Genomic DNA, 19,059 nt, shown 5'->3' with positions numbered 1-19,059 from the left:
ACCGTGCCTGATCGATTCTCCGAGCCCCGGCTCCCCGAACCGGCGGAGCGGGCTTCAGCCCTTGGTCAGCGCGTCGTACGCCTCGGCTTCGAGCAGGGCTTCCAGGCCCGCCGGGTCGTCGAGCCGGATCTCGATCAGCCAGCCCTCGCCGTAGGGGTCGCTGTTGATGAGTTCCGGCGAGTCGGCGACGGCGTCGTTGACGGCCACGACCTCCCCGTCGACCGGCGCGAACAGCTCGGAGACGCTCTTGGTCGACTCGACCTCGCCGAAGACGTCGCCCGCGCTCACCTGCCTGCCGACGTCGGGCAGGTCGACGAAGACGACGTCGCCGAGCTGGTCCTGCGCGTACTCGGTGATGCCGACGCGCACGAGGGTGTCCTCGCCGCGGGTGGCGACCCACTCGTGTTCCTCGGTGTAGCGAAGCTCTTCAGGAGCGGACACCGCCGGTCCCCTTTCATGCCCTCACTGGAAGTGTTGGGCGAAGTCTTACACCCACACGGCGCAGCCGCCCGCCACGACCCGGCGAAAGCTCACTGAGTGGTATCGCCTCGCAGCGCGTTGCGGGCCTGGACGACGTAGAGGACACCGGACCAGACGTAGAGGACGGCGCCCCAGATGGTGAAGGCGTACCCGATCGGCCGAGCGACCGCGGCGACGTCCGAGCCGCCCTGCGCGAGCAGCAGGAACGGGAAGGCGTACATCAGGACGAAGGTGGCCCCCTTCCCGAGGTAGGTGACCTCGGGCGGCGCGAAGCCGCGCCGCCGGAGGGTGACCACGCAGACGCCGAGCACGGCCTCCCGCAGCACGAGCGGGACGACGACCCACCACGGGATGATGCCGCGGACGAGGAAGGCGACGAGGGTGGCGAGGATGTAGAGCCGGTCGGCGGCGGGGTCGAGCAGCTGCCCGAGCCGGGACATCTGGTTGAGCCAGCGGGCGAGCTTGCCGTCGAGCCAGTCGGTCAGTGCGCTGAAGACGAGCAGGGCGAGCGCCCAGCCGTCCTCTTCGGGGCCGAGCAGCAGCCAGAGGAAGACGGGCACGCCGGCCAGCCGCAGCAGCGACAGGATGTTGGGGACGTTCAGGGCCTGCCGCAGCAGCGACGGCTCGGCGGCGGGACCCGCCTGAGCGGCGGGTTCGGGGGCGGCTGTGCTCACGGGGCCATTAAACAGCGGAGCGGCGCCGGCCCGCCCGGTGGTGCGGCGCGGGCCGAGGTGGTGGCGGCCGGAGCGTGGATCGTGGCCACGGCTCGCCGCGAGACGACCTCGCGGCCGCGGGCGGGCTCGGCCAGGGCTGAGGTGGCGCGGGTCGGGGCGGCGGGGTCGCGGCCGGCGCCTGCCGGGGCCGCTGCGTCCGGGTGGCGCGGCGCCGGCTCGGGCTCCGGACCGCAGATCACGGCCATGCCCAGCCGCGAGAAGACCCCCGCCGACGAACCGGCTGGCCGGGTCGGAGTGCGCGAGCCGGGATGGCGTAAGTCGCGCTCGCGAGAGTCGGATTGCGCAGGTCAGGGGTCACGCGCCTCCGGGTCGCGCCGGCTGCCGGAGCGGCCACCTGCGCCCGGGTGGCGCGAGGCTGCCCCGGCCGCCGGATCACGGATCCTGGCCACACCCCGCCGCAAGGCAACCTCGCGCCGGCCGGCCTGCCCGGGTGCCTCGAGGCACTCCCCCGCAGGCCGGCGGCGAAGGCCGGGCCGCCCTCACGGCCCGGCTCGTCGCGCACGTCAGCTCGCGCGGCGGTGGCTCCACCCGCGTCGCTGCAGCTCGGCGCTGCTCAGCGACTCGGGGCGGCCGCGGTAGTCGGTGCCCATCCAGCGGGCGCGGCCCGCCCGTCCCTCGAGGACGTACGGGCGCCCGCCGCACCAGACCACGGTGCTCGGGACGGTCGGCGGACTGGACGGGTCTTCGGTACTGGTCACAGCGTCGGCGTTCATCGCTCTCACGGATTCGGTGCGGGTGTCGGGGACGGGAAGCTCGTCGGCCTCCACCAAGATCTTCGGCGCGCGCGGCCGGTTTGTTAACCGTCGCGGCGCGAATTAGACCGATCGATTCTTGATGACAGCGGGAGGTTTCGGAGCGTGAACGGAATGTTAATCGTCCATTGTGGACACCATTTCGGCAGCCACCGGACCGGGCCGGCGGCCCGCTGTTGTAATCTCCGGCACACCCGTGGGCACGTCGCCCGCAGGACCAGGACGACCCGGCGAGGAAGGATCGCGGTGCCCCACCCGACCACCACGAGGACGTGGCTCGTGGCCTGCCTCGCCCTGTCCGCGCTGGCCGCCTGCTCCGGCGACCCCGCCGCGCAGGCTCCCCCGGCCCCGCCGTCTTCGACCGCCCCGGCCTCGGCGACGACGCCGACCGGCACCCCGCCGCCGCCTCCGACCCCCGGCGGCAGCGAGCCTGCGCCGGCGCCGGTGACCAAGCCGTCCGGGCCGCCGCCGTCGGTGCCCGGGTCGTGCGGCACCGTCACCGCCGCCAGCGGGCTGACGCTCTACGTCTTCGACAGCGGCTCCACCGGGGTCAGCTGCGTCTCGGCGACGAAGCTGGTCGGCGACTTCCACCGCAAGATCGCCGGGCGCCAGGGCGCCGGCTCGAACGACGCGGTGAACGAGACCGTCGACGGCTGGCTGTGCACGTCCGGGCCGCCCGCCGCCCAGGGCGGCACCACCTGCACCAAGGGCGAGCAGACAGTCTTCGCCGCCGTCGTGCCGTCCGAGTAGACCGTTCCGATCCCGCGCGCTCCTGAAGGGCCCATGAAGACACTCGCCTCCCCCTTGCTGCTCGTCGCCGCGTCCGCCGCACTGGCCGGCTGTGGCGGCGGTACTCCGGCGCCCGCGGCGCCGTCCACCACCGTCCCGGCCGCGGTGGCGGCGGCGGAGTCGACGGCCCCGGGCGTGCCCTGCGGCGAAGTCGCGGGCACCGGCGGCGCGAAGACGGCCGTCGTGGCCCACGGCAAGGTGGACTGCGCAGCGGCGACGAAGCTGCTGAAGGACTACTTCGCGAAGCTGACCCCGGCGGACGCCGCCTCCGCGGACGGCCCCGGCCCGGTGGTCCTCGACGAGTGGACGTGCGGCAGCGGCCCGAACGACCCCGTGACGGCGTGCTCGACCGAGGACGGCCGCCAGGTCGAGGGCACCCGCCGCTGACCGCGTCCGTCAGGACTTGAGGTCCGGGAAGTCCTCCTCGCGGTACTCGGTCCCCGCTCCCCGAGCCGGGTCGCTCTCGCGGCCCCGCAACTCGACGCGGCGGATCTTGCCCGAGATCGTCTTGGGCAGCTCCGCGAACTCCAGCCGCCGGATCCGCTTGTACGGCGCCAGGTGCTCGCGGCAGTAGGCGAGGATCGACCGCGCGGTCTCCGCGTCCGGCGAGAAGCCCGCCGTCAGCACGACGTACGCCTTGGGCACCGCGAGCCGGATCGGGTCGGGGGCCGGGACGACCGCCGCTTCCGCCACGGCTTCGTGCTCGATGAGGACGCTCTCCAGCTCGAACGGCGAGATCCGGTAGTCCGACGCCTTGAACACGTCGTCGGTGCGCCCGACGTAGGTGATGTAGCCGCGCTCGTCGATCGAACCGACGTCACCGGTGTGGTAGAAGCCGCCGGCGAAGGCCGCCGACGTGCGCTCGTCGTCGTCCGCGTAGCCGGTCATCAGGCCCACCGGGCGGTGCGCGAGGTCCAGGCAGATCTCGCCCTCCGACGCACGCTCGCCGCTGACCGGGTCGACCAGCGCCACCACGAAGCCGGGCAGCGGGCGGCCCATCGAGCCGGGCACGACGTCCTGCCCGGGCGTGTTGGCGATCTGGACGCTGCTTTCGGTCTGGCCGAAGCCGTCGCGGATGGTGACGCCCCACGCCTTCTCGACCTGGTCGATCACCTCGGGGTTGAGCGGCTCGCCTGCCCCCACCACCTTGCGCGGCGGGGTGCGCAGGGCCGTCAGGTCGGCCTGGATGAGCATCCGCCACACCGTCGGCGGGGCGCAGAAGCTGGTCACCCCGCACCGGTCCATCTGCGCCATCAGCGCGCCCGCGTCGAACCGGCTGTAGTTGTAGAGGAACACCGTCGCCTCGGCGTTCCACGGGGCGAAGAAGTTGCTCCAGGCGTGCTTCGCCCAGCCCGGCGAGGAGATGTTCAGGTGGACGTCGCCGGGCTGCAGCCCGATCCAGTACATCGTGGACAGGTGCCCCACCGGGTACGAGACGTGCGTGTGCTGCACCAGCTTCGGCTTCGCTGTCGTGCCGGAGGTGAAGTAGAGCAGCAGCGGGTCGGCGGCCTTCGTCGGGCCGTCCGGGGTGAACTCCGGCGACTCGGCGAACGCGGCCGAGTACGGGTGCCAGCCCTCGACCGGCTCGCCCACGGCGATCCGGGTGTAGCCGCCCTCGATGCCGTCGAACTTCGGCGCGTCGGCCGAGCGGACGACGACGTGCTTGGCCGCGCCGCGCTCCACGCGGTCGGTCAGGTCGGCCGGGCCGAGCAGCGTCGAGGCCGGGATGATCACCGCGCCGAGCTTGATCGCGGCGAGGATCGTCTCCCACAGCTCACCCTGGTTGCCCAGCATGAGGATCAGCCGGTCGCCGCGGCGGACGCCGAGCGCGCGCAGCCAGTTCGCGACCTGGTTGGACCGGCCGGACATCTCAGGGTAGGTCCAGCGGTTCTCACTGCCGTCTTCCTCGACGATCCACAGCGCGTACCGCCCGGCGTTGTCCGGGTCGTGCGCCACGACGTCGAACCAGTCGATCGCCCAGTTGAACTCGTCGAACTCCGGCCAGGCGAAGTCGCGGTACGCCGTGTCGTAGTCCTCGCGGTGGGTCTGCAGGTAGTCCCGCGCGACGCGGAACGCGTGGTGGACGTTCACGGTGCCTCCTATTCGCCCTTGAACTCGGGCGGGCGGCGCTCCATGAACGCCTGGACCGCCTCGCCGAGGTCCTTGCTGGGCAGGAACGCCGAGTTCCACGCCGCGACGTACCGGAGACCGTCGGCGACCTGGCGCTCGGTGTTCGCCGCCAGTACCTGCTTCGTACCCTGCACCACCAGCGGCGGGTTCGCAGCGATCTCCCCGGCGAGTTCGCGGGCGGCTTTCAGCAGGGTGTCCTGGTCCGGGTAGACGTCGTTGACCAGGCCGATCTTCTCCGCGCGGGCGGCGTCGACGTCCTTGCCGGTCAGGGCGAGCTCCCGCAGGTGCCCTTCGCCGATGATCGAGGCGAGCCGCTGCAGGCTGCCGAGGTCGGCGACGATCGCGACGCGCACCTCGCGGACGCTGAACTTGGCGTCCGCGCTGGCCAGGCGGACGTCCGCGGCCGCGACGACGTCGACCCCGCCGCCGATGCACCAGCCGGAGACGGCCGCGACGACCGGTTTGCGGCATTCCGCGATCGAGCTGACCGCCGCCTGCAGCGACCGGACCTGGTCGAGGAACGCCGTGCGCGGGCCCGCCAGGCTGTCGCCGCCCAGCATCGGCGCCCAGTCGCCCATCATCGCGGGCAGGTCGAGGCCGTAGGAGAAGTGCTTGCCGCTGCCGGTCAGCACCACGGCCCTGACCCGAGGGTCGGTGTCCAGCGCGCGGAACACCAGGGGCAGCTCGCGCCAGAAGTCCGGGCCCATCGCGTTGCCCTTCGACGGGCCGAGGAGCGTCACTTCGGCCACAGGGCCGTCGACGTCGACCTTGAGGGACACCAGGTCGGGCAGACTGTCAGCAGTAGCGGTCATGGGGTCATCTTGACCCATGCCCGCGGCGACCCGCCATTGGCACCTTGTCAATTGCCCCCTCTGTCACTGTGCCAACCTGGTCGGAGGATGCTTTCCTGAAAGAGACTCACACCACGACCCGGGGAGGACGGTGGGACATGAGCCCGGCCAGCGCGACCGCGATCGAGTCCGGTCCCCCGCCCGCCCCGGTCCGGCGGGCCTCCCGCCCGATCGAGCTGACCGGCTCGTTCGACCACGAGGGGCACCGGCTCTGGTACACCGAGTTCGGCAGCGGCGACAAGGTCGTCGTCCTCACCCACGGCATCATGCTGACCCGCCGGATGCACGCGCCGCTCGCGCGGCGGCTGGCCCGCGCGGGCTTCCGCGTGATCACCCTCGACCTGCTCGGCCACGGCGACTCCGACCGGCCGACCGAGTCGTGGCTGTACTCGATGCCCTCGTTCGCCGGGCAGACGCTGGCCCTGCTGGACCACCTCGAGGTGGACTCCGCCGTGATCGGCGGGACGTCACTGGGCGCGAACGTCTCGCTCGAAGTGGCGGTGCAGGCGCCTTCGCGGGCGCGGGGGCTGATCGTCGAGATGCCGGTGCTGGACAACGCGATCGTCGCCGGGCTCGTCACCTTCGCGCCACTGCTGATGGCGGCCCGGTTCCTGCCGTTCACGGTGCAGGCCGTGGCGCTGGCGGCGTCGGTGGTCCCGCACGGCAACCAGTGGGTCGACGTCGTCACGGACACGCTGTCCCAGCGCCCGGCCCCGATGGCGGCCCTGCTGCACGGGGTGCTGTTCGGCCGGATCGCGCCGCCGAAGTCGGTGCGCCGCAAGATCACGACGCGCGCGCTGGTGATCGGCCACCAGGGTGACCCGATCCACCCGTTCGGCGACGCGGACACCCTGGCGGTCGACATGCCGGACGCGGAGTTCGTCCAGGCCCGCAGCCCGGTCGAGCTCCGGTTCGACCCGACGAGGCTGTCGGACGCGATCCGGGATTTCGCCGCGAGCTGCTACGAGAACTGACATGCCCCTGGTGTGGGTGACGGGCAACGCGGGGTCCGGCAAGTCGGCGGTCTGCGCGGTCCTGAAGGACCGGGGCGAACTCGCGGTCGACGCGGACAACGAGGGTTACCACCACTGGGCCGACCGGACGACCGGCCAGGTGGTCACCGATCCCCCGGATCCGGTGCCGCCGGGCTGGCTCGACCGCTTCGGGTGGCGGATCGACCGGGCGAAGGTCGAGGCCCTGGCGGCCCGGGCGTCGGGCCGGATCGCGTTCTTCTGCGGCTGCCCCGAGAACTCCGCCGACGTGGCGGATCTCTTCGACCTGGTGATCAGCCTGGTGATCGACGAAGACACCCTCCGCCACCGGCTCCTGACCCGCACCACCAACTCGTTCGGCAAGCACCCGGAGGAGCTGGCCGCGGCCCTCGCCGACAACGCCTACCGCCACCCCGGCGCCACGATCATCGACGCCACCCGCCCGTTGCCCGAGGTCGCCGACGCCATCCTCGCCGCCGCCCGCCGTGCTTGAGCGGGCATCACACGTGCTTCAAGGGGTATCACGCGTGACTGAGCGGGCATCTCGCGTGACTGGAGGGGCATCACGATGATGCCCCGCTGATCACGTGTGATGCCCGCCGGATCACGCGAGATTCCCCTTAGGACACGGGAGCGAGGCCGGCGACCGGGCCGATCACGATCACTGCCGGTGGGCGGACTCCGGAGGCGGCCGCGTCGGTGACCACCGTGTCCAAAGTGGACCTCAGGGAGCGCTGGGTGCGCATGGTGCCGTCCTCGATGATCGCCACCGGGGTGTCGGCCGGGCGGCCGCCGTCCAACAACGCCTTCGCGAACTGCGGGAGCCGCTCGACGCCCATCATCAGCACGATCGTGCCGCGCATCCTGGCCAGGAGCTCCCAGTCGACCAGGGAGCGGTCGTCGCCGGGGGCGACGTGGCCGGAGACCACCACCACCTCGTGCGCCACGCCGCGATGGGTGACCGGGACGTCCGCCACCGCCGGCACCGCGAACGCGCTCGTGATGCCCGGGACCATCGTGACCGGGACGCCCGCCTCGGCGCAGGCCAGCACCTCCTCGAAGCCGCGGCCGAACAGGTACGGGTCGCCGCCCTTGAGGCGGACGACGAACTTGCCCTCCTTGGCGCGCTCGATCAGCGTGCTGTTGATGACGTCCTGGCTGGCCGCGCGGCCGTACGGGATCTTCGCCGCGTCGACGACCTCCACCTCGGGCGCGAGCTCGTCGAGCAGCTCCCGGGGCGCCAGCCGGTCCGCCACGACGACGTCCGCGCGCGCGAGCAGGCGACGGCCGCGGACCGTGATCAGCTCCGGGTCGCCCGGGCCGCCGCCGACCAGCGCCACCCCGGGCAGCGTGCCCTCGGGGTGCGGGCGCCGGCCGTCCTCGATCGTGCCGTTGTGCAGGCCGTCGAGCATCGAGTCGCGGACCGCCGCCGAACGCAGCGGCTCGCCGCCGGAGAGCACGCCGAACAGCAGGCCGCCGTGCCGCCCCGACGCCGGCGTCACCGCCGAACCCGACTCGCCCTCGTCGGCGCGGACGCAGAACACCCGCTCCCGCTCGGCCTCCTCGCAGACGGCGGCGTTCACCGCAGGGTCGTTCGTGCAGGCCAGCGCGTACCAGGCAGCGCGCAGGTCACCGGGCTCGTAGCGGCGTTCGTGCCAGACGAGCTCGCCCGCGTCCACCATCCCCTGCACGGACGGTGTCGTGTGCGGCGACACCAGTTCGACGCGGGCCCCCGCGCTGATCAGCCGGGGCAGCCTGCGTTGCGCGACCGTGCCGCCGCCGATCATCACGACGCGGCGGCCGGTCAGCTGGAGGCCGGAGAGGTAGTGCGGGTCGTCCATGGGCGGGAGTTTATTGGCGGTTCACCCCGGCGCCAGCCCAGCGTGGGTCACGCCACCCGGAACACCGGCCCGCGCGCCACGAACGGCAGCCGCGCGCCCCGCGGCACCAGGTACGCGTGCTCGCGGCGCGGGCGCACGTGGTCGCACCAGGCGTCGGTGATGATCAGGATCGGCCCGTCGGCCGGGAAGTCGGCCGCCCGCTGCAGCAGGTCGACGCCGGGCTGCAGGGTCGTCCCGCCGCGCCCCCGCACCTTGACCCGGCCCGCGATGTCCTCCACCGCGAGGTAGCCGGCGTCGTAGGCGACGGCGTCGCAGAACACCACGCGCGCCGCCGGGACGTCCCGGGCCAGCGCGTACGACGCGATCGCGCCCAGCGCCTTGCCGAGCAGCTCCGCGTTCATCGACCCGGAGGTGTCCAGCACCACGCCGAAGGTGACGCGCCGATCGAGGCGTTCCGGGCGGACGCGGCCCGGGCGCGGGATGTCCGGGGTCGACGACTGGCGGCGCGACGCCCGCGCGTAGCTGCGCACCGGCAGCTCCACCCGGACGTGCTCGTCGAACCAGCGGGCCAGTTGCGCGTCCCAGGGCAGCGGCGGGTGGTCCAGGGCCCGGATCTCCTGTTCCAGCCCGGCCGGCAGCAACCCGCGGCCCTGGGCGTGGTGGTACTCGAGCCCCTGGGTGAGCGCCCGGCGGTAGAACTCGTCGAGGTCGACACCCCGGGTGCGGTCGTCCCACGGCGCCGGCCGCGCGGCCCGCCGGGACGAACGCCGCCGCACCGCCTCCGGTTCGGACAGCCAGTCGCCCAGCACGTCCCCGGCCTCGCGCGAGCCCAGGGTCACCAGCTTGCGGGCGCGGCGGATGTCCGTCGTCAGCGTGTCGTACACCGACTCGGCCGACATCCCGGTGAGCTGCTGGTCGTGGAGGCTGCCGTGGGGCAGCTCGCCGACGCCCATCGAGACGAGCCAGCCGTTGATCACGTAGTCGCAGGCCACGTTCCACAGGTACGGGTCGCGGCCCAGGGCGCGGCGGTCGTGCCGCAGCGCCGCGTGCAGCATCTCGTGGGCCAGCACGAACCGCCACTCCTCGGCGGTCAGCGCCGCGCTCGGGTTGACGTAGATCTCGCCGTGCTCGGCATCGACCGCCGCCAGGGCGATGTCCCAGGCGCGGACCACCTCGGCGTCGACGACCAGGGTGAACCCGGCGGCCACCGCGCCGAGCAGCGGGAACGACGACACGAACCACGACAGGGCCCGGTCCCACTCCCCCAGTGCCCGCCGATGGCGGGTCCGGCCACGCGCGTCGGCGGCGCGTTCCATCGCTTCGGTGGCCGAAGCGATCAGCCCGCGGGCGAACCGTTCGGTCCAGGGCGTCGGCTTCCCGTGGTACTGCAGCTGCCAGCGGGACATCGGCTCGCCGAGCGCCAGGCACGGGCGGCCGGTGCCCAGGTCGGCGAAGGGCGCCGGAACGCCCGTCTCCCGCCAGGCGCGGGTCAGGGCGAACTCGTCGGTGCCGGGGAGTTCGGGCAGGTCCAGCACCGGCGTTCCGACGTGGACGGCCTCGGCGAACCGGTGCACGGCGACGCAGCACGCGGCGGCGTAGACCGGGTCGACGGCCCGGCCCGGCGTGACCGCCTCGGCCTCGGTGAGCCGGTCCTCGTCGAGGTGGCCGAGGCCGAGGTGCAGCAGCAGGTGCGCGAACACCCAGGCCCACTCGCCCGCCCCGGCGTCCCGGGCCCGGTTCGGCCTGATCACCCCGCGGTCGGTGACCACGGCCCAGCCACTGCCGGCGCTCTCCGTGCTGAGGCTCGCACCGCGAGCGAGGTGGTCCAGGACGGTGTTGGCGCGCACCGCGGCCCAGCCGTCTTCGATCGCCTTGTTCCGGCGCTCGCGGCGCTTGGCTTCCGCGCGGGCGTTGCTCATGCGCGCGCGGCCACCAGCCGCGGCAGGTCGCGGGCGGCTTCGACCAGGAACCACGACGGCAGCCGCGGGTTCCCGGCTTCGTCGTCGGCGATGACCAGCTGCGCCATCTCCAGCGAGATTTCGGCCAGCTCGACGAGCAGGCTCTTGGCGCGGAAGGCGAACTGGCGCACGGCCGCCGACGCGTGCCGCTTGTCCGCGGGCAGGTCCTTGACCAGCCGCGCGCGGAACGTCTCGGCGAGGAAGTACAGTAGGTCGCGGTCGGCCGGTTCGGCGGGCCAGCGCGCGTCGCCCTTGAGGATCGCCTCGAGGTCGAAGGCGTGCCGGGCGACCTTGAGGTATGCGCGGAAGGCGCCCGCGTGCGCCGGGGTGAGGGTCGCGTACGCCAGCAGCGCGACCGTCTCGTCGTCGGCCGGGTCGCCCGCGGAGTGCAGGAGATCCGAGAGCATGTGCCAGGACCGCGGCGTCGAGAACGGCTCCTCGGTCTTCGGCGGCGGGCTCCACAGGTGGTCCGGGCGCTGGGTCAGGTACTCGATCACCCACGGGTGGATGCCGTTCCCGGCGGCCCAGGCGAGCCAGTCGCCCGGCGCGGCCCGCAGGTGGACGTGCACCAGGCGGTTGACCAGGGCCGAGGCCATCGGCCGGGCCAGGGCCTGGTCGGTGGCGCGGTTGCCGGCGCCGATCACGACCGAGCCGGGCGGCAGCTCGTAGGAGCCGATGCGGCGGTCGAGGATGAGCGAGTAGAACGCCTTCTGGACGTCGGGCGCGGCGGCGTTCAGCTCGTCGAGGAACAGGCAGTACGGCTCGTCGCGGGCGATCTGCTCGGGCGGGCAGAACCGGCTGCGGCCGTCCGTGATCTGCGGGACGCCGATCAGGTCTTCGGGCGCGAGCTGGGTGCCCAGCAGCGAAACGCAGTCGAGACCCAGCGACGCCGCGAAGTCGCGCACCAGCGAGGACTTCCCGATCCCGGGCGCGCCCCAGAGGAACACCGGCCGCACGACGGCGGTGGTGAGCAGGAGCTCGGGCAGCCGGGCGGGCGTGACCGTGAGCTGGGCGTGCAAGCGTGGACCTCCTGTGTGTCAGGACATCCCGTGCGACGCCCCCTTTCGTCCGCCCATGGTCGCGCGCCGCCCGGCTTCGCGCACCCGAATTACTGCGCGCGGCCCGCGGAGGGGTAGGGCAACAACGCCATCTCGCGCGCGTTCTTGATCGCCGTGGCGACCTGTTTCTGTTGCTGCGGTGTCAATCCGGTGACCCGGCGGGCCCGGATCTTGCCGCGGTCGGAGATGAACTTCCGCAGCAGGTCGGCGTCCTTCCAGTCGACGTGGGTGATCTTGTTGGCGTGCAACAGGTTCACCTTGCGCTTGGCGGGACGGTTGCGGTTCGGTTTCGGCATCCGGCTCACCAGCTCGACTTCGCGACGCCGGGCAGCTCACCGTTGTGCGCCGCCTGCCGCATCTTCACCCGCGACAACCCGAACTTGCGCAGGTAGCCGCGGGGACGGCCGTCCGCGACGTCCCGGTTGCGGATCCGCGTCGGGCTCGCGTCGCGCGGCAGCTTCTGCAGCGCGACGACCGCGTCCGCCTTCTCCGCCGAGGACGACGCCGGCGAGGCGATGACGGCCTTGAGCGCGCGACGGCGTTCGACGAACCGGGCGGCGATCACCTTCCGCTGCTCGTTCTTCGCGATCTTCGACTTCTTGGCCATCAGCGCTCTTCCTTGAACTCGACGTGCTTGCGCGCGACCGGGTCGTACTTGCGCAGGACCATCCGGTCCGGGTCGTTGCGGCGGTTCTTCTTGGTGACGTACGTGTAGCCGGTGCCCGCGGTGGACCGCAGCTTGATGATCGGCCGGACGTCGGTGCTCTTCGCCATTACAGCTTCACCCCCTTCGCCTTCAGCTCGGCGACGACGGCCTCGATGCCGCGCTTGTCGATCGTCTTCATGCCCTTGGCGGACACGCGCAGCCGCACCCAGCGGCCCTCACTGGGCACGAAGTAGCGACGGTTCTGCAGGTTCGGTTCCCAGCGCCGCGAGGTGCGGCGGTGGGAGTGCGAGACCTGCTTGCCGTAGCCCGGCTTGCGGCCGGTGACCTGGCACACGGCGGACAAGGGCCCTCCCGAGTTGATAGTGGTTTTCGTTTTCAGTTACTGTAGCGCACCGCACCCCGTCCGCATTCCTGGAGCCCCTGTGACCCACCACCCCCGCGTCCCGCTCGTCCTGGTGAGCGGTCTGGCCGCCGGGCCGAACGCCACGCTCGCCGAGCTGCTGCGCGTGGCCGAGCCCGGCACCGCCGTCGTCCACCACGACCTGCGCGAGATCCACTCCGGCGTCGTCCGCCGCCGGCTGAAGCTCGGCGAGCGCGACGACCTCACCGTGCTCGAGCTGGCGCACGGCTGCGTGTCCTGCACCCTGCGGGAGGACCTCCTGCCGCTGCTGCGGCGGCTGGCCCGGCGCCCGGACGTGACCCGGATCGTCGTCCGGCTCGACGAGGCCATGGAGCCCGAGCCGGTGAGCTGGGCGGTCCGGAACGTCCTGGTCGGCGAGCACCCGGTGAGCGACGACGTCGACGTGCGGGCCGTGTTCACCGTCGTCGACTGCGCGACCTGGCTCGCCGACGCGACCGGCGACGACGAGCTGGCCGACCGCAACCTGCAGGGCAGCCCCGAGGACGAGCGGACGGTGGCCCAGGTCGCGCTCTCCCAGGTGGAGTTCGCCGACGTCCTGGTGCTGGCCGGCGCGGCCACCGACGCCTGGAGCGCCGCGAAGGCGTCCGCGGTGCTCGACCGGGTGGCGCCGTCGATCCCGCGGGTGGAGCTGGCCCGGACCGACGGTCACAGCGTGCTCGACGCGGTGCCGAAGGATGCCCGGCGCGGCGAGGTCACCGACATGCACGGCGCGTTACTGCGCGGCGAGCCGCCGTTGCACGACGACTGCGGCATCGCCCTGCTCACCTTCACCGCGCGGCGGCCATTCCACCCCGCGCGCCTGCACGACGCGCTCGACGTGCTGCTCGACGGCGTCGTCCGCACCCGCGGGCGCGCGTGGGTGGCCAGCCAGCCCGACGTCGCGTTCTGGATCGAGTCGGCGGGCGGCGGGCTGGGCCTGGGTCACGCCGGGCCGTGGCTCGCGTCGCCGGACGGTCCGGAGTGGACGGACGTCTCCCCTGAGCGCCGCACGCTGGCGTCCCTGCGCTGGGACCCGGTGCACGGCGACCGCGCGCAGGAACTCGTCATCGTGACGGACCAGACAACGCCCGACGAGATCGACGCGGCCCTGCGCGGCGCTCTACTGACCGACGAGGAACTCGCGGCCGGAACCGAAGCGTGGGCGCACTACCCCGACCCGTTCGGCGACTGGCACGAGGAGCCGTGCGAGGACACCGAACCCGACCCGGCGCGGCACTCCGCGGCAAACCGAAAGGAAGACCGATGAAGACCGGAATCCACCCCGACTACCACCCCGTGGTGTTCAAGGACTCGTCCACCGGCGACGCCTTCCTCACCCGTTCCACCATCACCTCCGACAAGACGATCGAGTGGTCCGACGGCCGGACCTACCCGCTGGTCATGGTCGACATCAGCTCGTGGTCGCACCCGTTCTGGACCGGCACCCAGCGGATCATGGACAGCGCCGGCCAGGTCGAGAAGTTCCACCGCCGCTACGGGAAGCGAGGCACCCGCTGATGGCCGTCCCCAAGCGCCGGATGTCCCGCAGCAACACCCGCTCCCGGCGGTCGCGGTGGAAGGCGGCCGTGCCCGACCTGGTGCCGATCAAGGTGGACGGCAAGGTCCAGCTGGTCCCCCGGCGGCTGATCAAGCACTTCCACGCGCAGTGAGCGTTCCCGTCACGGTGCTGTCCGGCTTCCTCGGCGCGGGCAAGACGACGCTGCTCAACCACATCCTCGCCAACCGGGCGGGCCTGCGGGTCGCGGTGGTCGTCAACGACATGAGCGAGGTCAACATCGACGCCGCGCTGGTCCGCTCGCAGGAGCGCCTGGTAGAGCTGACCAACGGGTGCATCTGCTGCACCCTGCGGGAGGACCTCCTGGAGGAAGTCGCGGCGCTGTGCGCGGAGGACCGCTTCGACCACGTGCTCATCGAGTCGAGCGGCATCTCCGAGCCGATGCCGGTGGCGGCGACGTTCACGTTCCTGGACGCCGTCGCCCACCTCGACACGATGGTGACCGTGGTGGACGCGGCGAACTTCGCCCGCGAGCTGGCGGCCGGCGACTCACTGGTGGAGCGCCGGCTCGACCAGTACGAAGACGACGAGCGGACGGTCAGCGACCTGCTGGTGGACCAGATCGAGTTCGCCGACGTCCTGCTGCTGAACAAGACGGACCTGGCCCCTCCCGCCGAGGTCGAGCGGCTCGTGGCGACGCTGCGGCGGCTCAACCCGGCCGCCGACGTCGTCACGGGTAGCTTCGGGAAGGTGCCGCTGGAACGGGTCTTCGGGACCGGCCGGTACGACGCTGCGCGGGCTCAGGAGGCGCCGGGCTGGGTGGCCGAGCTGAACGGCGACCACGTCCCGGAGACCGAGGAGTACGGCATCTCCAGTGTCGTGTTCCGCGCTTCGCGGCCGTTCGACCCGGCCCGGCTGTGGGATTTCGTCGCCCGGCGGCTGGATTCCGGCGAATTCGGGACGGTGCTGCGCTCCAAGGGCTTCTTCGCGCTGGCGTCCCGGCCCGGGGTGACCGGGCTGTGGTCGCAGGCGGGCACGGTGGCCCGCTTCGAGCCTCAGGGCGTGGCGGAGTCGCCCCGGCAGGAGCTGGTGTTCATCGGTGTCGACCTCGCCGGGGAGGCACTCCTCGAAGCGCTGCGGGGCTGCCTCGGCGACGCGACCGGGCCGGACCCCTTCCCGGAGTGGGAGCAGGTTCACGTGCATCTCGCGTAGGCGACCGGTCGTGCGGCGGGTGCTCCCGCCCACGGCCGGTCAGTGGTCGTCGTAGTGGTCCTCGTGGACGGCGTGGCGGTGGCCGTCGTGCAGGTAGTCGACGTGCTCGCCGTGCGGCACCGCCACGTGGCCGCAACCGTCGCCGTGGGTGTGGTCGTGGCCCGTGTGCGGCACGTGACCGGCGATCTCGCACTCGTCGAAGTGGCCGTCGTGGGCGCGGTGCAGGTGCCCCTCGTGCACGTAGTCGACGTGGTCGCCGTGCGGGACCGCCGCATGGCCGCAGCCCTCGCGGTGGACGTGGTCGTGGCCGGCGTGCACGACGTGCGGCATGGTCATCGGCTGCCCCTTCCCGGCGTGTCCACTTCGGACGCTAACACCGGGACCCCGCACCGGTACGGGCGAAAGCTCCCGGCTCACCCGATAGCGGCACCCCCGTCCGAGTTGATCAATCCAGGTTTATCAGTCTAGGTTGACGATCGTGACGGACGAGGAGCTCCTCCAGGCGAGCGCCGACCTGCGCGTCGCGCTCGGCCGGCTGGTCCGGCGGCTGCGCCAGGGCTACGTCGCCGGGGAACCGACCCTGCCCGAACGCTCGGTGCTGTCCCGGCTCGACCGCGACGGCCCGGCCACCCCGGGCTGCCTGGCCGCCCTCGAGCGCGTCAAACCGCAGGCCATGGGCGTGACGCTGGCCGGGCTGGTCGAGCGCGGGCTCGTCGAGCGGCGCAAGGACGACTCCGACGGCCGCAAGGTGCTGATGTCGGTCACCGAAGCCGGGGTCGAGCTGCTCACCGACCGGCGCTCGCAGACGACGCAGCTGATGGCCGATGCGCTGGCCGGGAAGTTCACCGAAGCCGAGCGGCGCGAGCTGATCGCGGCCATCCCGCTGATCGAGCGGCTGGCGGACGAGCTGTGAGCTACAAGTGGGTCGCGCTGTCGAACACCACGCTCGGCGTGCTGATGTCCGCGCTCGACGGCTCGATCGTCATCATCTCGCTGCCGGCCATCTTCCGCGGCATCGGGCTCGACCCGCTCGCCCCCGGCAACATCGGTTACCTGCTCTGGATGATCCTCGGCTACCTGCTGGTGCAGGCCGTGCTGGTGGTGACGCTCGGGCGGCTCGGCGACATGTTCGGCCGGGTCAAGATGTACAACCTCGGCTTCGTCGTGTTCAGCGCCGCGTCGGTCGCCCTCTCGTTCGACCCGTTCCACGCCGCCGGCGGCGCGCTCTGGCTGATCGGCTGGCGGGTCGTCCAGGCCGTCGGCGGGTCGATGCTGACGGCGAACTCCGCGGCCATCCTCACCGACGCCTTCCCGGCGCGGCAGCGCGGGATGGCGCTGGGCGTCAACCAGATCACCGCGCTGGCCGGGCAGTTCCTCGGCCTGGTCGTCGGCGGGCTGCTGGCCGAGATCGACTGGCGCGCGGTGTTCTGGGTGAGCGTCCCGTTCGGCCTGCTCGGCACGATCTGGTCGATCCGCAGCCTCCGCGAGGTCGGCACGCCGCGGCGCGCGAAGGTCGACTGGGGCGGCAACGTCACCTTCGCCGCCGGGACCGCGCTGGTCCTCGCCGCGATCACCTACGGCATCCAGCCGTACGGCGGCGCGGCCACCGGCTGGGGCAACCCCTGGGTGCTCGGCGGGATCGGCGCCGGCGTGCTGCTGCTCGTGCTGTTCGGCGTGATCGAGACCCGGGTCGCCACGCCGATGTTCCAGCTCGGCCTGTTCAGGATCCGGGCGTTCGCCGCCGGCAACATCGCCGCGTTGCTGACTTCGGTCGCGCGTGGTGGCATGCAGTTCATGCTCATCATCTGGCTGCAGGGCATCTGGCTGCCCCTGCACGGCTACGACTACGAGCAGACGCCCTTGTGGGCGGGCATCCACCTGCTGCCGCTGACCGTCGGGTTCCTCATCGCCGGGCCGGTGTCCGGGTACCTGTCCGACCGGTTCGGGGCCCGGCCGCTGGCCACCGGCGGCCTGCTCCTGGTCGCGGCCGCGTTCCTCGGGCTGCTGACGCTGCCGGTGGACTTCCCGTACCCGGCGTTCGCCGCCCTGCTCGTGCTGAGCGGCATCGGCCAGGGCATGTTCGCCGCGCCCAACACCTCGGCGATCATGAGCAGCGTGCCGACCGAGCAGCGCGGCGTCGCCTCCGGCATGCGGGCGACCTTCCAGAACTCCGGGACGTCGCTGTCGATCGGCGTGTTCTTCTCGCTGATGATCGCCGGGCTGGCCACGTCGCTGCCGCAGGCCTTGACCGGCGGCCTGCAGGCCCACGGCGTCCCGGCACCGGTGGCCGACGGCGTCGCGCAGCTCCCGCCGGTCAGCACGCTGTTCGCCGCGTTCCTCGGCAGCAACCCGGTCGGGCACCTGCTCGGCCCGGACGTGCTGGCCGGGCTGGCGCCGGCCGACCGGGCCACGCTCACCGGCGGTTCGTTCTTCCCGCAGCTGGTGTCCGCACCGTTCCACCACGGCCTGGTGGTCGTGTTCACCGCGGCCGCGGCGATGGCCGTCGTCGCCGCGATCGCGTCCGCTTCGCGCGGCGCGCGCTACCTCCACACCCCCGAAGAAGTGAAGGAGAACCGATGAAGGACGAGATCGTCGCCGGGACGGTCACCATCTCCGGCCACGGCGGGGACGAGCTCGAGGCCTACCTGGCCAAACCCACCGACGCGACCCCGCGCGGCGGCGTCGTGGTGATCCACCACCTGCCCGGCTACGACGCGGCGACCAAGGAAATGGTCCGCCGCTTCGCCGTCGAGGGCTACAACGCGCTCTGCCCCAACCTGTACACGCGCGAAGCACCGGGCGCGGACCCGGACGACGCGGCGGCGACGGTCCGCGCGGCGGGCGGCGTCCCCGACGACCGCCTGGTGGGTGACGTCTCGGGCGCGGCGGACTACCTGCGCGCGCTGGAGAACGCGAACGGCCGCGTCGGCGTCATCGGGCACTGCTCGGGCGGGCGGCACGCGTTCCTGTCGGCCTGTTCCCTGGACCTCGACGCGGCGGTGGACTGCTACGGCGCGTTCGTCGTCAACGATCCGCCGGAAACCATGAAGCAGATGAAGCCGCTGCTCGGCCTGGCCCCGCAGCTGTCCTGCCCGCTGCTCGGCATCTTCGGCGCCGACGACCAGTTCCCCGGGCCGGACGAGGTGGCCGTGCTGGCGGCGGAGCTGGAGAAGCACGGCAAGGAACACGAGTTCCACACCTACGCCGACGCCGGCCACGCGTTCTTCGCCGTCGACCGCCCGAGCTACCGCCCCGAAGCCGCCAAGGACGGCTGGGAACGCATCCTCGACTTCTACGCCCGCACGCTCACCGCCTGAGAGGACTCGCCATGTGCACTTACCTGACGGAGAAGTTCGCGCTCGAAGGCAGCGGCAAGGGCGCCCGCGGCTGGTTCCGGCTCACCGAAGGCACCGTGTACGTCGACCACCCGGTGCACGCGCCGTACGCGCACACGGTGAACATCGACTTCCGGAACCCGGCACTGGGCGCGTCCGCGCGCGTCGCGCTCGAACTGACCGAGGAGGACGCGCTCGCCCTGGCGGACGCGATCCACGCCGCCGTCAAGTCCGCGCCCGCCGGGCTGGCTTCGCGAAACCAGTAAGCGGTCGTGAGTGGTAATTCGGGTTAGAGACACCTAGTAAACACACCCAGGGGGTGGAGGGCCGCCCCCAAAACACCA

25 protein-coding genes are annotated in these 19,059 nt (G+C 72.4%); 12 read left to right on the top strand and 13 right to left on the bottom strand.

Features of this window, described 5'->3' with window-relative positions; translation table 11 throughout:
• Nucleotides 1–54 precede the first annotated feature (54 nt).
• From gcvH to ACWED2_RS36400, 3 genes are all read right to left on the bottom strand, one after another.
• Nucleotides 55–441, bottom strand: coding sequence for a glycine cleavage system protein GcvH (gcvH, locus tag ACWED2_RS36410; RefSeq protein WP_013226819.1), 387 nt, complete (start codon nucleotides 439–441; stop codon nucleotides 55–57).
• An 89-nt stretch (nucleotides 442–530) separates the two neighbouring features.
• Entirely contained in the window at nucleotides 531–1,154 is a 624-nt protein-coding gene (locus ACWED2_RS36405) for a CDP-alcohol phosphatidyltransferase family protein (protein ID WP_449695062.1), read from the bottom strand.
• 563 nt (nucleotides 1,155–1,717) lie between these two features.
• Nucleotides 1,718–1,927, bottom strand: a complete 210-nt coding sequence (locus ACWED2_RS36400; protein WP_360266696.1) for a hypothetical protein — start codon at nucleotides 1,925–1,927, stop codon at nucleotides 1,718–1,720.
• Nucleotides 1,928–2,212: 285 nt separating this feature from the next.
• Here ACWED2_RS36400 and ACWED2_RS36395 point away from each other — a divergent pair, with 285 nt between their 5' ends.
• Complete coding sequence (locus tag ACWED2_RS36395) at nucleotides 2,213–2,716, top strand: hypothetical protein (protein ID WP_449695061.1); 504 nt, start codon at nucleotides 2,213–2,215, stop codon at nucleotides 2,714–2,716.
• A 33-nt stretch (nucleotides 2,717–2,749) separates the two neighbouring features.
• A complete protein-coding gene (locus ACWED2_RS36390; protein WP_449695060.1) occupies nucleotides 2,750–3,142 on the top strand; it encodes a hypothetical protein in 393 nt (130 codons plus the stop codon).
• Nucleotides 3,143–3,151: 9 nt separating this feature from the next.
• Here ACWED2_RS36390 and ACWED2_RS36385 read toward each other — a convergent pair whose 3' ends face one another.
• Together ACWED2_RS36385 and ACWED2_RS36380 are read right to left on the bottom strand one after the other, a co-directional pair.
• On the bottom strand, nucleotides 3,152–4,846 hold the full coding sequence (locus ACWED2_RS36385; RefSeq protein WP_449695059.1) for an AMP-binding protein: 1,695 nt from the start codon (nucleotides 4,844–4,846) through the stop codon (nucleotides 3,152–3,154).
• Between the two features lie 8 nt (nucleotides 4,847–4,854).
• On the bottom strand, nucleotides 4,855–5,697 hold the full coding sequence (locus ACWED2_RS36380; protein WP_449695058.1) for a crotonase/enoyl-CoA hydratase family protein: 843 nt from the start codon (nucleotides 5,695–5,697) through the stop codon (nucleotides 4,855–4,857).
• A gap of 137 nt (nucleotides 5,698–5,834) precedes the next feature.
• Here ACWED2_RS36380 and ACWED2_RS36375 point away from each other — a divergent pair, with 137 nt between their 5' ends.
• Both ACWED2_RS36375 and ACWED2_RS36370 read left to right on the top strand, forming a co-directional pair.
• The gene (locus ACWED2_RS36375; protein ID WP_449695057.1) at nucleotides 5,835–6,710 is read left to right on the top strand and encodes an alpha/beta fold hydrolase; all 876 of its coding nucleotides are present in this window, start codon (nucleotides 5,835–5,837) and stop codon (nucleotides 6,708–6,710) included.
• Nucleotide 6,711: 1 nt separating this feature from the next.
• A complete protein-coding gene (locus tag ACWED2_RS36370; protein WP_449695056.1) occupies nucleotides 6,712–7,221 on the top strand; it encodes a hypothetical protein in 510 nt (169 codons plus the stop codon).
• Between the two features lie 127 nt (nucleotides 7,222–7,348).
• Here the strand turns inward: ACWED2_RS36370 and cobA are convergent, their stop codons facing one another.
• The 7 genes from cobA to rpmB form a co-directional block, all read right to left on the bottom strand.
• A complete protein-coding gene (cobA, locus tag ACWED2_RS36365; protein WP_449695055.1) occupies nucleotides 7,349–8,569 on the bottom strand; it encodes a uroporphyrinogen-III C-methyltransferase in 1,221 nt (406 codons plus the stop codon).
• A 47-nt stretch (nucleotides 8,570–8,616) separates the two neighbouring features.
• On the bottom strand, nucleotides 8,617–10,488 hold the full coding sequence (locus ACWED2_RS36360) for a vWA domain-containing protein (RefSeq protein ID WP_449695054.1): 1,872 nt from the start codon (nucleotides 10,486–10,488) through the stop codon (nucleotides 8,617–8,619).
• Nucleotides 10,485–11,546 carry an AAA family ATPase gene (locus ACWED2_RS36355; protein ID WP_449695053.1) on the bottom strand — a complete coding sequence of 354 codons (1,062 nt, stop codon included), beginning with the start codon at nucleotides 11,544–11,546 and terminating at the stop codon, nucleotides 10,485–10,487. The genes ACWED2_RS36360 and ACWED2_RS36355 overlap by 4 nt, the downstream gene beginning before the upstream one ends.
• Before the next feature lie 89 nt (nucleotides 11,547–11,635).
• Nucleotides 11,636–11,890 (bottom strand): 30S ribosomal protein S18, encoded by a 255-nt coding sequence (rpsR, locus tag ACWED2_RS36350; protein WP_449695052.1) that lies wholly within the window; start codon nucleotides 11,888–11,890, stop codon nucleotides 11,636–11,638.
• Complete coding sequence (rpsN, locus tag ACWED2_RS36345; RefSeq protein ID WP_449695051.1) at nucleotides 11,887–12,192, bottom strand: 30S ribosomal protein S14; 306 nt, start codon at nucleotides 12,190–12,192, stop codon at nucleotides 11,887–11,889. The genes rpsR and rpsN overlap by 4 nt, the downstream gene beginning before the upstream one ends.
• Nucleotides 12,192–12,359, bottom strand: a complete 168-nt coding sequence (rpmG, locus tag ACWED2_RS36340) for a 50S ribosomal protein L33 (RefSeq protein ID WP_003091682.1) — start codon at nucleotides 12,357–12,359, stop codon at nucleotides 12,192–12,194. The genes rpsN and rpmG overlap by 1 nt, the downstream gene beginning before the upstream one ends.
• Nucleotides 12,359–12,595 carry a 50S ribosomal protein L28 gene (rpmB, locus tag ACWED2_RS36335; protein ID WP_003091680.1) on the bottom strand — a complete coding sequence of 79 codons (237 nt, stop codon included), beginning with the start codon at nucleotides 12,593–12,595 and terminating at the stop codon, nucleotides 12,359–12,361. The genes rpmG and rpmB overlap by 1 nt, the downstream gene beginning before the upstream one ends.
• Nucleotides 12,596–12,674: 79 nt before the next feature.
• On the opposite strand from rpmB, the gene mrf reads away from it, so the two are divergent.
• From mrf to ACWED2_RS36315, 4 genes are read left to right on the top strand one after another with little or no spacing between them, the layout of a single operon-like run.
• A complete protein-coding gene (gene mrf, locus ACWED2_RS36330) occupies nucleotides 12,675–13,919 on the top strand; it encodes a ribosome hibernation factor-recruiting GTPase MRF (RefSeq protein ID WP_449695050.1) in 1,245 nt (414 codons plus the stop codon).
• Nucleotides 13,916–14,170 (top strand): type B 50S ribosomal protein L31, encoded by a 255-nt coding sequence (locus tag ACWED2_RS36325; protein ID WP_436386055.1) that lies wholly within the window; start codon nucleotides 13,916–13,918, stop codon nucleotides 14,168–14,170. Before mrf ends, ACWED2_RS36325 begins: the two co-directional genes overlap by 4 nt.
• The gene (gene rpmF, locus ACWED2_RS36320; protein WP_449695049.1) at nucleotides 14,170–14,322 is read left to right on the top strand and encodes a 50S ribosomal protein L32; all 153 of its coding nucleotides are present in this window, start codon (nucleotides 14,170–14,172) and stop codon (nucleotides 14,320–14,322) included. Before ACWED2_RS36325 ends, rpmF begins: the two co-directional genes overlap by 1 nt.
• Entirely contained in the window at nucleotides 14,319–15,380 is a 1,062-nt protein-coding gene (locus ACWED2_RS36315) for a GTP-binding protein (protein WP_449695048.1), read from the top strand. The genes rpmF and ACWED2_RS36315 overlap by 4 nt, the downstream gene beginning before the upstream one ends.
• 39 nt (nucleotides 15,381–15,419) lie before the next feature.
• On the opposite strand, the gene ACWED2_RS36310 is transcribed toward ACWED2_RS36315, so the two are convergent.
• Entirely contained in the window at nucleotides 15,420–15,716 is a 297-nt protein-coding gene (locus tag ACWED2_RS36310) for a hypothetical protein (RefSeq protein ID WP_449695047.1), read from the bottom strand.
• 142 nt (nucleotides 15,717–15,858) lie between these two features.
• On the opposite strand from ACWED2_RS36310, the gene ACWED2_RS36305 reads away from it, so the two are divergent.
• The 4 genes from ACWED2_RS36305 to ACWED2_RS36290 are packed head-to-tail and all read left to right on the top strand — an operon-like array spanning nucleotide 15,859 to nucleotide 18,981.
• The gene (locus ACWED2_RS36305) at nucleotides 15,859–16,293 is read left to right on the top strand and encodes a MarR family winged helix-turn-helix transcriptional regulator (protein WP_449695046.1); all 435 of its coding nucleotides are present in this window, start codon (nucleotides 15,859–15,861) and stop codon (nucleotides 16,291–16,293) included.
• Complete coding sequence (locus tag ACWED2_RS36300; protein ID WP_449695045.1) at nucleotides 16,290–17,960, top strand: MFS transporter; 1,671 nt, start codon at nucleotides 16,290–16,292, stop codon at nucleotides 17,958–17,960. Before ACWED2_RS36305 ends, ACWED2_RS36300 begins: the two co-directional genes overlap by 4 nt.
• On the top strand, nucleotides 17,957–18,697 hold the full coding sequence (locus ACWED2_RS36295; RefSeq protein ID WP_449695044.1) for a dienelactone hydrolase family protein: 741 nt from the start codon (nucleotides 17,957–17,959) through the stop codon (nucleotides 18,695–18,697). Before ACWED2_RS36300 ends, ACWED2_RS36295 begins: the two co-directional genes overlap by 4 nt.
• Nucleotides 18,698–18,708: 11 nt before the next feature.
• Complete coding sequence (locus ACWED2_RS36290) at nucleotides 18,709–18,981, top strand: DUF6295 family protein (protein WP_091311270.1); 273 nt, start codon at nucleotides 18,709–18,711, stop codon at nucleotides 18,979–18,981.
• The last annotated feature ends 78 nt before the right edge of the window (nucleotides 18,982–19,059 follow it).

The organism is Amycolatopsis sp. NPDC005003 (assembly GCF_053600695.1).
Note: the sequence above shows the minus strand (reverse complement) of the source record. Positions and strands in the feature narration are given on the sequence as shown.

Excerpts from the sequence above, each read along its gene's own strand:
- cobA (WP_449695055.1), bottom strand. The coding sequence starts at position 8,569 with ATGGACGACCCGCACTACCTCTCCGGCCTCCAGCTGACCGGCCGCCGC.
- ACWED2_RS36400 (WP_360266696.1), bottom strand. The coding sequence starts at position 1,927 with ATGAACGCCGACGCTGTGACCAGTACCGAAGACCCGTCCAGTCCGCCG.
- ACWED2_RS36295 (WP_449695044.1), top strand. The coding sequence starts at position 17,957 with ATGAAGGACGAGATCGTCGCCGGGACGGTCACCATCTCCGGCCACGGC.
- ACWED2_RS36325 (WP_436386055.1), top strand. The coding sequence starts at position 13,916 with ATGAAGACCGGAATCCACCCCGACTACCACCCCGTGGTGTTCAAGGAC.
- ACWED2_RS36370 (WP_449695056.1), top strand. The coding sequence starts at position 6,712 with ATGCCCCTGGTGTGGGTGACGGGCAACGCGGGGTCCGGCAAGTCGGCG.
- ACWED2_RS36360 (WP_449695054.1), bottom strand. The coding sequence starts at position 10,488 with ATGAGCAACGCCCGCGCGGAAGCCAAGCGCCGCGAGCGCCGGAACAAG.
- ACWED2_RS36290 (WP_091311270.1), top strand. The coding sequence starts at position 18,709 with ATGTGCACTTACCTGACGGAGAAGTTCGCGCTCGAAGGCAGCGGCAAG.
- rpsN (WP_449695051.1), bottom strand. The coding sequence starts at position 12,192 with ATGGCCAAGAAGTCGAAGATCGCGAAGAACGAGCAGCGGAAGGTGATC.
- rpmG (WP_003091682.1), bottom strand. The coding sequence starts at position 12,359 with ATGGCGAAGAGCACCGACGTCCGGCCGATCATCAAGCTGCGGTCCACC.
- ACWED2_RS36375 (WP_449695057.1), top strand. The coding sequence starts at position 5,835 with ATGAGCCCGGCCAGCGCGACCGCGATCGAGTCCGGTCCCCCGCCCGCC.
- ACWED2_RS36380 (WP_449695058.1), bottom strand. The coding sequence starts at position 5,697 with ATGACCGCTACTGCTGACAGTCTGCCCGACCTGGTGTCCCTCAAGGTC.
- rpmF (WP_449695049.1), top strand. The coding sequence starts at position 14,170 with ATGGCCGTCCCCAAGCGCCGGATGTCCCGCAGCAACACCCGCTCCCGG.
- ACWED2_RS36310 (WP_449695047.1), bottom strand. The coding sequence starts at position 15,716 with ATGACCATGCCGCACGTCGTGCACGCCGGCCACGACCACGTCCACCGC.
- ACWED2_RS36390 (WP_449695060.1), top strand. The coding sequence starts at position 2,750 with ATGAAGACACTCGCCTCCCCCTTGCTGCTCGTCGCCGCGTCCGCCGCA.